General features: G+C 40.8%; 14 protein-coding genes. 12 read left to right on the top strand and 2 right to left on the bottom strand.

The genetic code is table 11. The annotated features are described in order from the left end of the window. Positions 1 to 4: 4 nt before the first annotated feature. The 10 genes from TRNA_RS25080 to nagB all read left to right on the top strand — a co-directional run bounded on the left by TRNA_RS25080 (position 5) and on the right by nagB (position 9,888). Positions 5 to 1,195: a CamS family sex pheromone protein gene (locus tag TRNA_RS25080; protein ID WP_009329137.1), complete on the top strand. Its 1,191-nt coding sequence runs from the start codon at positions 5 to 7 to the stop codon at positions 1,193 to 1,195. A 188-nt stretch (positions 1,196 to 1,383) separates the two neighbouring features. Next, entirely contained in the window at positions 1,384 to 2,310 is a 927-nt protein-coding gene (gene yhfZ / locus TRNA_RS25085; RefSeq protein ID WP_011197617.1) for a GntR family transcriptional regulator YhfZ, read from the top strand. Positions 2,311 to 2,410: 100 nt separating this feature from the next. Then, a complete protein-coding gene (locus TRNA_RS25090) occupies positions 2,411 to 2,776 on the top strand; it encodes a PRD domain-containing protein (protein ID WP_003179580.1) in 366 nt (121 codons plus the stop codon). 12 nt (positions 2,777 to 2,788) lie between these two features. After that, on the top strand, positions 2,789 to 3,148 hold the full coding sequence (locus TRNA_RS25095; RefSeq protein WP_003179581.1) for a DUF2620 domain-containing protein: 360 nt from the start codon (positions 2,789 to 2,791) through the stop codon (positions 3,146 to 3,148). 144 nt (positions 3,149 to 3,292) lie between these two features. Continuing rightward, a complete protein-coding gene (locus TRNA_RS25100; protein WP_011197618.1) occupies positions 3,293 to 4,594 on the top strand; it encodes a YhfT family protein in 1,302 nt (433 codons plus the stop codon). Between the two features lie 26 nt (positions 4,595 to 4,620). Next, positions 4,621 to 5,505, top strand: coding sequence for a phosphotriesterase family protein (locus tag TRNA_RS25105; protein ID WP_003179583.1), 885 nt, complete (start codon positions 4,621 to 4,623; stop codon positions 5,503 to 5,505). Next, complete coding sequence (locus tag TRNA_RS25110; RefSeq protein ID WP_003179584.1) at positions 5,502 to 6,650, top strand: aminotransferase class V-fold PLP-dependent enzyme; 1,149 nt, start codon at positions 5,502 to 5,504, stop codon at positions 6,648 to 6,650. The genes TRNA_RS25105 and TRNA_RS25110 overlap by 4 nt, the downstream gene beginning before the upstream one ends. Further along, positions 6,643 to 7,869 carry a phosphopentomutase gene (locus tag TRNA_RS25115; protein ID WP_011197620.1) on the top strand — a complete coding sequence of 409 codons (1,227 nt, stop codon included), beginning with the start codon at positions 6,643 to 6,645 and terminating at the stop codon, positions 7,867 to 7,869. Before TRNA_RS25110 ends, TRNA_RS25115 begins: the two co-directional genes overlap by 8 nt. Then, positions 7,869 to 9,020, top strand: a complete 1,152-nt coding sequence (locus TRNA_RS25120) for a YhfX family PLP-dependent enzyme (RefSeq protein ID WP_003179586.1) — start codon at positions 7,869 to 7,871, stop codon at positions 9,018 to 9,020. Before TRNA_RS25115 ends, TRNA_RS25120 begins: the two co-directional genes overlap by 1 nt. 139 nt (positions 9,021 to 9,159) lie before the next feature. Further along, entirely contained in the window at positions 9,160 to 9,888 is a 729-nt protein-coding gene (gene nagB, locus TRNA_RS25125; protein WP_003179587.1) for a glucosamine-6-phosphate deaminase, read from the top strand. 315 nt (positions 9,889 to 10,203) lie between these two features. On the opposite strand, the gene TRNA_RS25130 is transcribed toward nagB, so the two are convergent. Together TRNA_RS25130 and putP are read right to left on the bottom strand one after the other, a co-directional pair. Then, positions 10,204 to 10,896: an MgtC/SapB family protein gene (locus TRNA_RS25130; RefSeq protein ID WP_003179588.1), complete on the bottom strand. Its 693-nt coding sequence runs from the start codon at positions 10,894 to 10,896 to the stop codon at positions 10,204 to 10,206. A 223-nt stretch (positions 10,897 to 11,119) separates the two neighbouring features. Beyond that, on the bottom strand, positions 11,120 to 12,601 hold the full coding sequence (gene putP / locus TRNA_RS25135) for a sodium/proline symporter PutP (protein WP_003179589.1): 1,482 nt from the start codon (positions 12,599 to 12,601) through the stop codon (positions 11,120 to 11,122). A gap of 229 nt (positions 12,602 to 12,830) precedes the next feature. Here putP and TRNA_RS43770 point away from each other — a divergent pair, with 229 nt between their 5' ends. Continuing rightward, a complete protein-coding gene (locus tag TRNA_RS43770; protein ID WP_162013499.1) occupies positions 12,831 to 12,983 on the top strand; it encodes a hypothetical protein in 153 nt (50 codons plus the stop codon). A 59-nt stretch (positions 12,984 to 13,042) separates the two neighbouring features. Beyond that, positions 13,043 to 13,333: an Asp-tRNA(Asn)/Glu-tRNA(Gln) amidotransferase subunit GatC gene (gene gatC / locus TRNA_RS25140; protein ID WP_003179590.1), complete on the top strand. Its 291-nt coding sequence runs from the start codon at positions 13,043 to 13,045 to the stop codon at positions 13,331 to 13,333.

Below are 13,333 nucleotides of genomic sequence, written 5' to 3' on the forward strand. Positions count from 1 at the left end.
TCTATTGAAAAAGATATTATGTTTGGCGGCTGCTGCGGGTATGCTCATGCTCTCAGCCTGTGCGCCGAATTTTGGGGGAGAAGAAGAGCAGGAGATGGTGCAGAAAACGGATAAGTCGAAAGAAAAAGCCATCATTCCGAAATACAACATCTCCGATTCTTATTATAAAATGGTTCTTCCTTTCAAGGCGGGGAAAGCCCGCGGCTTGACGACCGAACGCCTGAATACGCGGCTGGATATCGATGAATTTGAGACAGGCATGATGCGCCTTGCGCAAGATTCATTTTCTACTGACGATTACCTTTTTCAAGAAGGACAATACCTGGATGAGGATACGGTATCGAGCTGGCTCGCCCGCAAAAAAACGGGGGACGACTTGAAAAAAGCGGAGAAAGACGATAAAAACTTCAAAAACCTCGGACTGAACCCGGCCCTTTCCGGAAGCGGATCAACAGAGAAGCAAAACGAAGAAAGCCCGATATACCTCGCCCATATGCTTGAGCACGACTACCTCGTCCGCAAAGACAAGGATACGATTGAGCTCGGAGGCGTCGTGATCGGCCTTGCGCTGAACTCTGTCCACTACTACCGCGAAAATGTCGGCGACCCGCAAAAAGAAGTGACCATCAGCGACAAAAAGCTGAGGCAGGAAGGCGAAAAAATCGCTGAAGAAGTGGCGAAACGGATCAGAAACATGGATGATCTAAAAAATATTCCGCTGACGATCATGCTTTACAAGCAGGCGCCTAAGTCATCGATCGTCCCTGGAAACTTTATCGCCAAAACCGATGTGAAAGCAGGGACAAGCGAGATCGGCGGCTGGGATAAAATCAATGAAGAGTACACGTTCTTCCCTTCAACAGAAGGTTCGGAGAAGCATCCGGATGACGCGGAGCTCTTCAAACGCTTTAAAAACAAAGTCGATACGTATTTTCCAAACTACACAGGGGTTGTCGGCACGGCTCTCTATAAAGACGACCAAATGCAGGACATGAAAATCAACATCCCGATGCAGTTTTACGGCAAAAGCGAAGTCATCGCCTTTACCCAGTTCTTGACCGGTGAAGTGATGGACTACTACGGCAAAAGCGGACTGAACGTTGAGATCAACATTAATTCGTCAGCCGGGCAGGAAGCCGTCATTCTGAAAAAGCCGGGAGACAAAGAACCGACCGTCCATATTTATGATTCATAAAAAAGAAGCAGCCCTTTGGCTGCTTCTTTTATTACGCAGAAAAGGGATATGGAGACCTATCATTCATTTATGAAGCACCAACAAATTTTTCTTAACGTATTCTGAATAAAATACTATTGCAAAATTAGGACACAACTCTTATAATTGATTATACAGAATATAGTATATTGTTTTAAGGAAGATTAATTATGTGGGAAAAATTTTACTCTAAAAATGGTTTGGCAGCTAAAAATATTGCTAAAGAATTGATGAATATCAAAGCAGGTGAAAAAATTCCCCGTATCTCAGACTACTGTCATAAGTTATCCATCGGCAGGGGGACTGTGCAAAGTGCGCTGAATTTATTAGTTGATATGAAAGCGATTCAATTGGAGGCTAGAGGGCATTTAGGAACGTTTTTGGTAAGTAAGGATAACAATTTATTACTTGAGATTGCAGGTATTGCACCATTAATCGGCTCAATGCCACTTCCGTATTCAAGAAAATATGAGGGTCTGGCAACAGGGATTGTGGAAGGGTTTGAATCAACCGGAAAAACAGTTAACTTGATCTACATGCGTGGCGGAGTGAATCGAATCGAAGCAGTCCGAACAAAAAGAAGTGATTTTGCAATTGTTTCTAAGATGACGGCAGATCATATCATAGCAGAATATCCAAATTTGAAAATTTTCAAAAAATTCGGGGAAAGTAGTTATGTATCTTCCCATAAAATCTTCTTAGCTCATCCAGATGAGGAAATAGGCAAGGATGGCGTAAGAGTAGGTGTTGATTTGGAATCTCTAGATCAGAAACAATTAACATTGGCTGAATTTGAAAACAAAAATGCTGAATTTGTCAATGTGAATTATATGCAGCTCTTTGATATGCTTCTTTCAAAACAAATTGATGCAGCAGTTTGGAATGCTGATGACAAAAGAATGATTCAAACGTTTAAAGCAATCGATTTTTTTTCACCGAAAGCAAAGAAAATTTCCAAGGATACAACAGAAGCCGTTATTGTTATTGAAGGAGACAGAGAAAAAGAAATAGCAGAAAAGTGGAATTTGGTTAATGAGAAACAGATATTAGACACCCAAAAAAGCGTAGAAAAGGGAGAGAAAATACCGCGCTACTAAAATGCCGGCCCATCCGACTTGTCATTCAATAAATGAGGCGATGGGTTAGCATTTAAAATCTAATTTAAAATACTAAATACAGTATATTGGAGGAACTGGCGTGAATCAAATACAGCTGGAAGAAAAGTTGTCTATTTTACTAACGAGTCGAGTGATTACAAAAAATGCTTTCAACACAACATTGAACACATTTGTTTTCTTATCAGAAAAGCTGAAAAAGGAGGTGATCAAAGACTCTGAAATGTTTTGGACGCACATGGCGATGGCTTTAACTAGAATTAAGGAGGGAGAAAGCGAAGAAGTTCCTGCAAATGCCATCATCAATGAAATGTATGAAACACCATATAAAAGTGCAATAGAAGAAGTGATAGACTTTATACATTCACTGGCAGGTCTAGAACTTCCAGAAGGTGAGCTCGTTTATTTTTATCTTCATCTTCATAAAGTCATAGAATCTAATAAATAGGAGGATTTTATTATGGTGAGAATTGTAATAGGCGGACAGTTGAAAAAACAAGCGATTGAAAAACTTGTTAAAGAAATTGGGGGAAATAATGTAGAAGTATTGGTCAAAGGTGATTTGGACGCTGTTATGGCTGTGAAAAACAATAAGGCAGATTATTATATTGGCGCCTGTGAAACCGGATCTGGCGGTGCTCTTGCAATGGCAATTGCATTATTAGGTAAAGATAAATGCGTCACCTTGGCTTCTCCAAGTACCATAAAAAACAAGGAAGAGATCGAGAAGGAAGTAGAAAGCGGCAAAATTGCTTTTGGTTTCACCGCTTCAACATCACAAAATATATTAAACATTTTAATTCCTTATTTATTAAAATAAGCGAACTTTTCCAATATATATTTTGTTATACAGGCTTAAATTTTTTTCAGTTAAGGAAAGCGCTTTCTTGGATGCTCGAAATAAAAGAAGCGTGGATGACATGATGTACAGAAGGTGAGAAAAATCATAGAGGTGAATAATGTAATGGACCTTTCTTTGATTCAATGTCTTGTCATAGCGGCTGTTGGTGCATTAGGTTCTATACTAGTCAATCGCGGGGTAGCTGTATTTAATGATGGTTTGCGTCCGATTATGCCCGAATACCTAGAGGGGAGAATGACAAGAGGGGAGCTTGCTGCAACAAGCTTTGCATTAAGTTTTGGATTAATCATAGGGTTTGGTATTCCGCTTTCCATAGGAGCAACAATCATTATTGGACACAGTATTTTATTGGCTTGTGACATCATTGGCATTTGGACTCCGGAAAACAAAATAGGCATGGCAACTGCAGGAGTTATTGGTGCCGTTTATAGTATTGGGATCGTTTTAGGATTGCAATTTGTAGTAGATTTATTTGGCAAGTTTCCCGTGAATTTTATAGACTCTTTAAGTCTTATTGGCCAGCCTATTATTATCGCATTTACAGTATTTCCAGCTGTAGCGGTCGGATATCAGCACGGTTTAAAAAAAGTCGCCGTCACTGCAATTGTAACTTTAGCTTCTTTTCTCTTATTCGAAAAGTTTGGAACATTTCAAGCGGCGGGATATGAAATTTCGCTCAGTCCTGAAGGGATGGCTTTATTAGCAGGAATGTTAATGATGATTTATTATGCAGCGAGAATTAGAGGAGGAGATGAATCTACTAATGCAAATTTAGTGAATATATTTAATGAGCGTGTAAATCGAATTAAGAAAAACCGCTGGTTATTAGCTCTTATGGGAGGGCTTGTTTCTTTAACATCATCTATGCTGATTTTAGCAGTGGATGCAATGCCTCAAGCATTGATTAATAAAGAGCTTTACACAGAGGCGGCAATCGCTACATTTGCACGTGGAATTGGTTTCATCCCTTTAGTTTTTTCAACTGCAATCGTAACGGGGGTTTATGGTTTAGCTGGTACCACACTGGTATTTGCAGTGGGTCTTATTTTCAGGGATATACCGATTTTAGCATTTCTGTTGGGCTTTTTAGTCATGTATTTAGAGGTCATATCATTATCCGCAGTATCAAAAAGCATGGACAAACTGCCTGGTGTAAGGGAGATGGGAGAGCATATCCGCACTTCGCTGTCAGATGTTCTAGGAATGGCTATATTAATTGGCAGTGCGATGGCAGGGGAAAAAATTGCTCCTGGCATTGGCTTCTTCTGGGTTATTGGATTTTATTTAATAAACCGAATAGCATCAAAACCGCTTGTTGAATTGGCTGTCGGCCCAATTGCAGTTATATTGTTGGGGATTGTCGCTAATCTTCTCTATGCAGTCGGTTTATGGCAGGTTGGCTAAATCATCGAAAGAGGGGAAGTTTCCGAATGTTGAAAGACGGAATGACCTATATGCATGAACATACAACGATAGACCTTTCCAAAGTAAAAAACAATGAGGATTGTAAGTTGGATGTATTTCCTGAAACCGTCAGAGAATTTAAAAGTTTATACGAAAAGGGCGTACGGAATATTGTTGATGTTACGAATATTGGAATGGGGAGAAATATTACATACGTCCAAAAAGTTGCAAAAGAAACAGGCATTAATATTGTCTTTTCAACTGGTTTCTATCAAGATTCTTTTTACCCGATCCATGTGTTTCGTGAATCGAAAGAAAAGCTGGCAGAAAGAATGATTATGGAGATTGTTGAAGGAATTAGAGGAACAGATGCCAATGCCGAGGTCATCGGTGAAATTGGAACAAGTTACAATAAATGGACGGAAACCGAACAAAAAGTTTTTGAAGCGGTTGTTGTGGCACATAAGCAAACAAAAAAACCAATATCAACCCATACTTCCATAGGAACATTAGGACATGAACAAGTAGAATTTTTTAAAAAACATGAAGTTGATTTAAACCGAGTGGTGATAGGGCATGTTGATTTATCTGGGGATGCCGATTATATATTGAAAATGCTGAGAGAAGGTGTATATGTAGAATTCGATACAATAGGTAAAGAAAATTATATGCCTGATCGTGTTCGGGCCGAAATATTGAAAAAAATACAGGATAAAGGGTATATAGACAAGGTTCTGTTGTCCATGGATATCACAAGAAAATCACATCTTGTATATAAAGGCGGGGTGGGCTATTCATATTTGATAGACACGTTTATCCCTCTCTTGCAAACCTATGGAATAACTGGTGAATCAATTGATAAGATGTTGATTAAAAATCCTCGCGCTTTTATGAAAGGGGAGAGTGAATGAGCATGGATACTTATCCTCTAGATAGCCTATCAATTGAAGAAGCCATGCATAGACAATTTAAATTGGTTGATGTCATGACAAGACATTTTCGAGGAGAAGAATTGCTTTCACTTGGCGATTTAGGCGTTGTAAAAGGAATCAATAAACCGCGGTTCACAAAAAAAATAGAAGAGACACTAGCTGATTTCTTTGGCACAGAGAAAGCAATGTTAGTTCGTGGTGCAGGAACAGGGGCATTGAGGTTTGGTTTTATGAGCTTTTTAAAGCCGGGTGACGAGATCCTTGTCCATGATGCACCGATATATCCAACAAGTAAAACAACGTTAGAGTCGATGGGGATCTTGCCAATATACGCGGATTTTCACGATTCTGAACAAATAAAAGAAGCCATCCTCAAACACCCGAAGTTAAAAGGTGTATTGATTCAGCATACGAGGCAAAAAATAGATGACCATTATGATTTGGCTGAAACGATAAAAAAAATACGTTCCATTTATTCTGATCTAGTTATTATTACGGATGACAACTATGCTGCGATGAAAGCAGAAAAGATTGGAGCGCAACTCAAAGCCGATTTGTCCACCTTTTCATTGTTCAAGCTATTAGGTCCGGAAGGTATTGGAGTCATTTTAGGAAGAAAAAATTTAATAGAAAAAATAGAAAAAATAAACTATTCAGGCGGAAGCCAAGTTCAAGGTTATGAAGCTTTAGAAGCTTTAAGGGGTCTGATATATGCTCCGGTTATGCTGGCAATACAAGCAAGTGTCAATGATCAGTTAGTTCACTCGCTTAATAATGGAGCCATTAAGGGTGTTAAAAAGGCTTATTTGGCAAATGCACAATCAAAAGTCTTACTTGTAGAGTTTGTTAAACCAATTGCAGAAAAAGTGCTTCATCATGCTAATGAATTGGGAGCAGCACCCCATCCGATAGGTGCTGAATCAAAATACGAGTTTGCACCAATGTTTTATAGAGTGTCTGGCACTTTTTTATCTGCGGATCCATCACTGGCAAAAAAAATGATCCGCATTAATCCATTAAGAAGCGGTCCTGAGACCATTTTAAGAATTCTAAACACATCCGTTCATCGAGCAACAGAAGATCTCAGCGTAAATTCTTCAAAAGGCGATGATATAAATGAATAAAAGAGTCATTATCATAATATTAGACAGCTTAGGTGTCGGTTATATGGAAGATGCAAGCGATTATCATCCTTCAGATGTTGGCGCCAATACTTTCTATCACATACTTGATACGGTGCCCTCTTTAAACATTCCGAATCTCGAAAAATTGGGTATTAATAAAATATTGCACCATCCTAAATTGAAAAAAACAGATCATATTGCCAGCTATGGTGTTTTAAACCTGATGCATCAAGGAGCGGACAGTTTTGAAGGACATAATGAAATCATGGGAACAAAGCCTAAAAAGACATATTTAGCTCCTTTTGCGGAACATCTCAATCATGTTAAACTCGCTTTGGAAGATCAAGGTTATAAAGTTAACATACCGAATTCAGATTTGCCGTATCTATTGGTAAACGATTTAGTGGTCGTGGCTGATAATATCGAAACAGATTACGGGCAAATTTATAATGTAAGCGCTCCGCTGGATTATATTCCGTTTGATGAAGTATTGAAAATAGGAAGATGCGTCCGTCATCATGTTAAAGTAAATCGCGTGATTGTTCTTGGAGGAGAAAACGTAACACCTGAACACTTGCAGAGATCGGTTGAAAGAAGAGAAGACGGATTAATAGGGGTGAATTCGCCTAAATCTAACGTATACAAGCAAGGATATCAAGTTCGTCACTTAGGATTTGGTATCTCTCCCGAAAATCAGTTGCCGACATTGGCGAGAAATAGGGGAATGGAAGTCTCTCTTATCGGAAAAATGCAGGACATCATTTATTGTGAAGGTGCAAATAGATTTCCAGGTGTAGATACAGAACAAGTCATGAAGGATATTATTCAGGAGATGGACCGCGTCAAAAAAGGCTTGATTGCTGCCACAGTACAAGAAACCGATTTGGCCGGACATGCACAGAATCCCGTCCGTTATGCGAATCGGATTGAAATGGTAGATCGATATTTGCCGGAAATTCTCCGGAAAATGACAGATCAGGATCTGCTGATGATTAGTGCAGATCACGGGAATGATCCCACGATCGGCCACAACCAACACACACGGGAAAAAACATATTTGCTGGCTTATCACAAAAAATTATCGCCTGTTCACATCGGGGAAAGAAAAACGCTATCCGACATTGCTGCAACTTCTGCTGATTATCTAGGGCTTCGCAATACTGAAAACGGCAGTTCATTCCTTCATTTAATGCAAAAAGGAAAAGAGGAGACATACTGATGTTTTTGGAATCTACATTAAAATATAACAAAAAATTAATAGAGGCTGCATTGAGTTTTCATCAGCAGGGAATCATTTCACCTAACACTTATGTATTAGACTTGGACACCGTCAAAAAAAATGCAAAAGTGTTAAGTGAAAAAGCCAGAAAACAGGATATTGAACTGTTTTTTATGACAAAGCAATTTGGTCGTAATCCGTTGGTGGCACAAGCTATAGCCGAAAGCGGAATCGGCAAAGCGGTTGCTGTAGACCCGTGGGAAGCAATCACACTCAGCCAAAATGGAATCAAAATTGGGCATGTCGGACATCTTGTTCAAATACCTATTCATATGATACCCGCAATATTGGAGCTTCATCCTGATTATGTTACGGTTTTCAGCCTTGAAAATGCTCAAAACATTAATAGAGTCGCTAAGAAAATGGGAAGAAAACAAAAAGTTTTTTTGCGTATCGCAAACAAAGAGGATTATATATATAAAGGTCAAGAGGGAGGGTTCACTTTTGAGCAAATCGTTAAGGATATCGAATCGATTGAACAATTAGAAGGACTTGAAATTGCAGGTTTAACAAGCTTTCCTTGCATATTGATCCAAGACGGCCTTCCAGCAGTTACTCCGAATGTAGCATCCATGCAAACCGTAAAATCGTTTTTAATGGAAAGAGGGTATAAAAAGCTTGAGATGAATATGCCAAGTGCAACATCTTGTGCAACAATGAAATTGTTAAAGGAAAATGGTGCAACTCAAGGCGAACCCGGCCATGCTTTAATTGGAACGACACCCATACATGCAACGAAACAACTTGCAGAAAGGCCTGCGATGGTATATGTAACCGAAGTGTCCCACATATCTAATCATCATGCTTATGTTTTCGGCGGCGGTTTCTATCCGCGTTCACATATGAAAGCGGCGCTCGTTGGAACAAACAAAGATCATCTTAAGAAGGTTCAAGCTATTGAAATGACGCCTGATCATATTGATTATTACGGTTCATTAAACACAGTTGAAGCAAAAGTCGGCGATACGGCAATATTTGCTTTTCGTACACAAGTCTTTGTCACGAATGCACATATAGCCATCTTAAAAAACGTTGCTGAAGATCCTGAACTTATCGGTGTATATGATTCTAAAGGAAATGTAATCGAGTGAATGATCGTTATCGGCAGAAGTGCCTGAATAATGGATTGTCTTACTGAAAAAGGTGTGGCGAAAATGCTTGGCCTTTTTGCAGTGCAGTTTAATACAGTAGTCAGTCTTGGACATTTTATTTTGTGGAAAGGAGAAAAACGTGAAAATTATTCATGTATCAGGTTATGAAGAAATGAGTGGAAAATCGGCTGATCTAATGGCTGAGCTCATTCAAAATTCAAATAATCCTGTTATCGGCTTTGCAACAGGTTCGACACCGATTGGTTTATATAAATGCCTGATAAAAAAGTATCGGCAAAAGGAAATTTCATTTAGGAATGTTACTGCTTTTAATTTAGACGAGTACGTTGGATTGGCTAAAGAAAATAAAAACAGCTACCATTATTATATGAATGAAAAATTATTCAAACATCTGGATATTAGTCGAAGGAATATCAATATCCCCAATGGGATGGCGGAAGATTTGGAACAAGAATGCCTCAGCTACGACAGACTTGTTTCTGAAAAAGCAATTGACATACAAATATTAGGAATGGGATTGAATGGTCATATCGGTTTTAATGAACCGGGGACAAGCTTTAAAAGCAGAACCCATATCGTTGATTTGGATCAATCAACCCGGCAGGCAAATTCCCGGTTCTTTCGTTCCTTGGACGAAGTACCGACAAAGGCATTAACAATGGGCATTGAAACAATAATGGAAAGTAAGCGGATCCTTCTGCTCGTGTCTGGAAATGAAAAATCTGAAGCCTTGGCACGGCTGCTGAACAGCACCCGTGTCTCCCAAGAGTTCCCTGCTTCAATTTTAAGGAAACATAAAGATGTGACGGTGATGGCAGATGACGCAGCCTTAAATAAAATTCATTAAATTGAATGACTGACAAAATCGGTTAATTACATTGAAAATTTACACAAGGCATTGCTTTGAGGTATCTTCTAGCCATCAATCAGCCAAAAAACGACTGAATATAGCAAATTTCCATCTTGTTGATAAGGACTTACATATACAGGTTTTGATTGTCCTCATATTGTTTACTCGAACAGTTGAAAAGGAGAGAAGAGTGGATAATCAATTCTAGGCGAGAGGAAGCCATCATCCTCAAGAACCGACCGTTCATATTGATGATTCATAAAAGAAAAAGCAGCCTTTTTTTCGGCTGCTTCTTTTGAATCAAGCTTGCGTTTACAGCGTATCACATTTAACTCCGACAACGCCGTCGATCGCTTTGATATCGTAATAGACATCGGTGACATACCTTTTCTTATGAACCATGATTTTCGTTTCCATGATCGGAAATTCATTATCGCGCATATCATCGATCCGGACGGAATGAATCCGGATTTTTTTCGCTTTCATTTCCTTTAAGATATCCGTCAGTTTATCCTTGTCATTCAGGGACATGCGGACGCGGATTTCTTTTTCCTGCAAGCGGTTGGGCCCGATTTTGCCGACGATCCACGGCAAAAACTCGACGCTGATTAAAATGAAAATCAGACTGACAAACGCTTCTTTATAAAAGCCCGCTCCGATGGCGACGCCGAGGCCGGCCGCTCCCCAGATCATCGCTGAAGTGGTCAGGCCGGAAATGACGTCGTTGCTTTTGCGTAAAATCACGCCCGCTCCGATGAAGCCGATCCCCGATATGATTTGTGCGGGAAGCCGCAAAGGGTCCATCATGATTCTGTTCGACCTTGGAAAATGGTATGCCGCATCAATGCTGATCATTGTCAGAACACAGGAACTGATCGCAATCACGATGCACGTTTTTAAGCCGAGCGGCTTGTTTTTCAGCTCCCTTTCGAGACCGATGACCATTCCGATTAATGTTGCGATTCCAAGCTTTAACAGCGTTTCAGTTTCAATATGCCAATCCATGCCCATGATCTCCTTTCCGACAATATCTTATATGATTGATATGATTTTCTCACAGACGCCCTGGATGGACAACTGTTTTTGAAGTGCCGGGGGATGTCCTGGAACCATTCATCTGCAAGAAGCCTATACTCCTATCATTATATTGCCGGCGTGGCATCAAAAGAATTCCGTCTGAGCAAAAAAGCCGCCGGATATCGCCCGGCGGCTTTCGTAACCTGATCATTTAAGAATGTTCTTCCTCATGCGTCTGTTCCATTTCTTCAAACATATCTCTTGCCTCTTTTGCCGGTTTGTTCGTGATCATGCTGACAGCGTAAACGACAATCAAGCTCAGGAAGAAACCAGGGATCATTTCATAGATACCCGTCTTCTCCTGCAGGCCGGTCAGAATCCAAATCAGCACGGTCACGGCCCCTGTAATCATCCCGGCCAATGCGCCCCACTGGTTCATCCGCTTCCAGTACAAGCTGAGAAGGATGGCGGGTCCGAATGCAGAACCAAACCCGGCCCACGCATAGCCGACCAGATCAAGGATCGTGTTATTCGGTGTCAGAGACAGAAGGATCGCGATGACGGCGACAAGCAGAACGCTCAGACGTCCGACAAGAACGAGTTCCTTATCCGAAGCTTTGCGCCGGAAAAACGTCCGGTAAAAATCTTCCGTCATGGCGCTTGATGTAACAAGCAGCTGGGAAGACACCGTACTCATAATCGCCGCGAGCAAAGCGGAAAGCAAAAATCCGGTGATGAGCGGATGGAATAATACCTTTGAAAACACGATAAAAATCGTTTCCGGATCTTTAAGCGCTGTACCCGTCTCATGGACATACGCCACACCGGTCAGTCCGACGAGCAGAGCGCCGATTACGGAGATGATCATCCAGCCCATCGCGATGCGGCGCGCAGGCTTCAGTTCTTTTACGGATGAAATCGCCATAAAGCGGACGATAATATGCGGCTGACCGAAATAGCCCAGTCCCCAGGCGAGAAATGAAATAATGCTAATGACGGTCGTTCCTTTGAAGAAATCGAGCAAGCTTGGATTGATTTCTTCGATCACATTGAAAGTCGGCGTAATTCCGCCTAATTGAGTAAAGGCAACGATCGGCACGAGCACTAAAGCGATAAACATAATCAAACCTTGCACGAAGTCTGTCAGACTGACGGCCAAAAATCCTCCGAACAGCGTATAGGCAATTACGACTGCGGCCGTTAAGAAAAGACCGATTTTATAATCGAGGCCAAACGCCGTTTCAAACAGTCTTCCTCCGGACACCATACCCGCCGACGTGTACAATGTGAAAAACACCATGATGACGATGGCTGATGCCAGGCGCAAGATTCTTGTTGTATCATTAAACCGATTTTCGAAAAAGTCCGGAATTGTAATCGCATCGTTTGCTACTTCTGTATATGTGCGCAGCCGGGGAGCGACCACCAAATAGTTCACATAAGCTCCGATTGTTAAACCGACGGCAAGCCAGGCGCTTGAAAGTCCTGTCACATACATGGCTCCGGGCAGTCCCATCAGCATCCAGCCGCTCATGTCAGACGCGCCGGCCGATAAAGCCGTAACAGCAGGCCCAAGACCTCTGCCGCCAAGCATGTAGTCATTCAAATTGGATGTCTTTCTATAGGAGTACCAGCCGATTAAGAGCATCGCGGCAAAATAAATCCCCAACGAAATAAATACTTCAACACTCACGTTTCATATCTCTCCTCTTTAAAAATAATGTGGCATCACCTCTTTAAAATTTTCAACAATACTGATTTGCGGGTACGAAGAAAATTGCAGGGCCTCCTCTATAAAAGATCAAGTATTGGAATTAAGGCGCTGCCTAGATCGTACTTAGTTACCTAACCTATCAAACTATTCCCAATCAATCAACCGTGAAAAACATCCGATTTTATTGAAAAAGGGCGTGATGGTTTTGATGAGCATCATGATGAAAGCGTTTACAAATGATATACAAAGTAAAAATATTCTGAATATTAGTACGTGCCGTTTTACTGAATTTTTCATGTACAATGAAATAAAAGGCGCCAAATGGGGCGAAGATCGCGGTTTTGTTGATTTAGAAGGCTAAAATTTGATATGATCAGTATTATATGACTAAGCGAGAATAACCTTGGAGGTGTTTTTAGTATGTCGCGTATTTCTATAGAAGAAGTAAAGCATGTCGCCCATCTTGCCAGACTGGCGATTACGGACGAGGAAGCGGCGATGTTTACCGAACAGCTTGACAGCATTATTTCATTTGCAGAAGAGCTGAACGAAGTCGATACAGAGAATGTTAAACCAACAACGCACGTATTGCAAATGAAGAATATCATGAGGGAAGATGTACCTGATAAAGGGCTTCCGGTTGAAGACGTCGTCAAAAATGCGCCTGATCATAAAGACGGCTACATCCGCGTGCCGTCAATCTTGGACTAA

The organism is Bacillus licheniformis DSM 13 = ATCC 14580, from assembly GCF_000011645.1.
Classification (GTDB): Bacteria; Bacillota; Bacilli; order Bacillales; family Bacillaceae; genus Bacillus; species Bacillus licheniformis.

Coding starts and splice junctions, on each gene's coding strand:
- yhfZ (WP_011197617.1), top strand. CDS start 1,384: ATGTGGGAAAAATTTTACTCTAAAAATGGTTTGGCAGCTAAAAATATT.
- TRNA_RS25095 (WP_003179581.1), top strand. CDS start 2,789: ATGGTGAGAATTGTAATAGGCGGACAGTTGAAAAAACAAGCGATTGAA.
- TRNA_RS25100 (WP_011197618.1), top strand. CDS start 3,293: ATGGACCTTTCTTTGATTCAATGTCTTGTCATAGCGGCTGTTGGTGCA.
- TRNA_RS25105 (WP_003179583.1), top strand. CDS start 4,621: ATGTTGAAAGACGGAATGACCTATATGCATGAACATACAACGATAGAC.
- TRNA_RS25110 (WP_003179584.1), top strand. CDS start 5,502: ATGAGCATGGATACTTATCCTCTAGATAGCCTATCAATTGAAGAAGCC.
- TRNA_RS25115 (WP_011197620.1), top strand. CDS start 6,643: ATGAATAAAAGAGTCATTATCATAATATTAGACAGCTTAGGTGTCGGT.
- TRNA_RS25120 (WP_003179586.1), top strand. CDS start 7,869: ATGTTTTTGGAATCTACATTAAAATATAACAAAAAATTAATAGAGGCT.
- TRNA_RS25130 (WP_003179588.1), bottom strand. CDS start 10,896: ATGGATTGGCATATTGAAACTGAAACGCTGTTAAAGCTTGGAATCGCA.
- TRNA_RS43770 (WP_162013499.1), top strand. CDS start 12,831: ATGAGCATCATGATGAAAGCGTTTACAAATGATATACAAAGTAAAAAT.
- gatC (WP_003179590.1), top strand. CDS start 13,043: ATGTCGCGTATTTCTATAGAAGAAGTAAAGCATGTCGCCCATCTTGCC.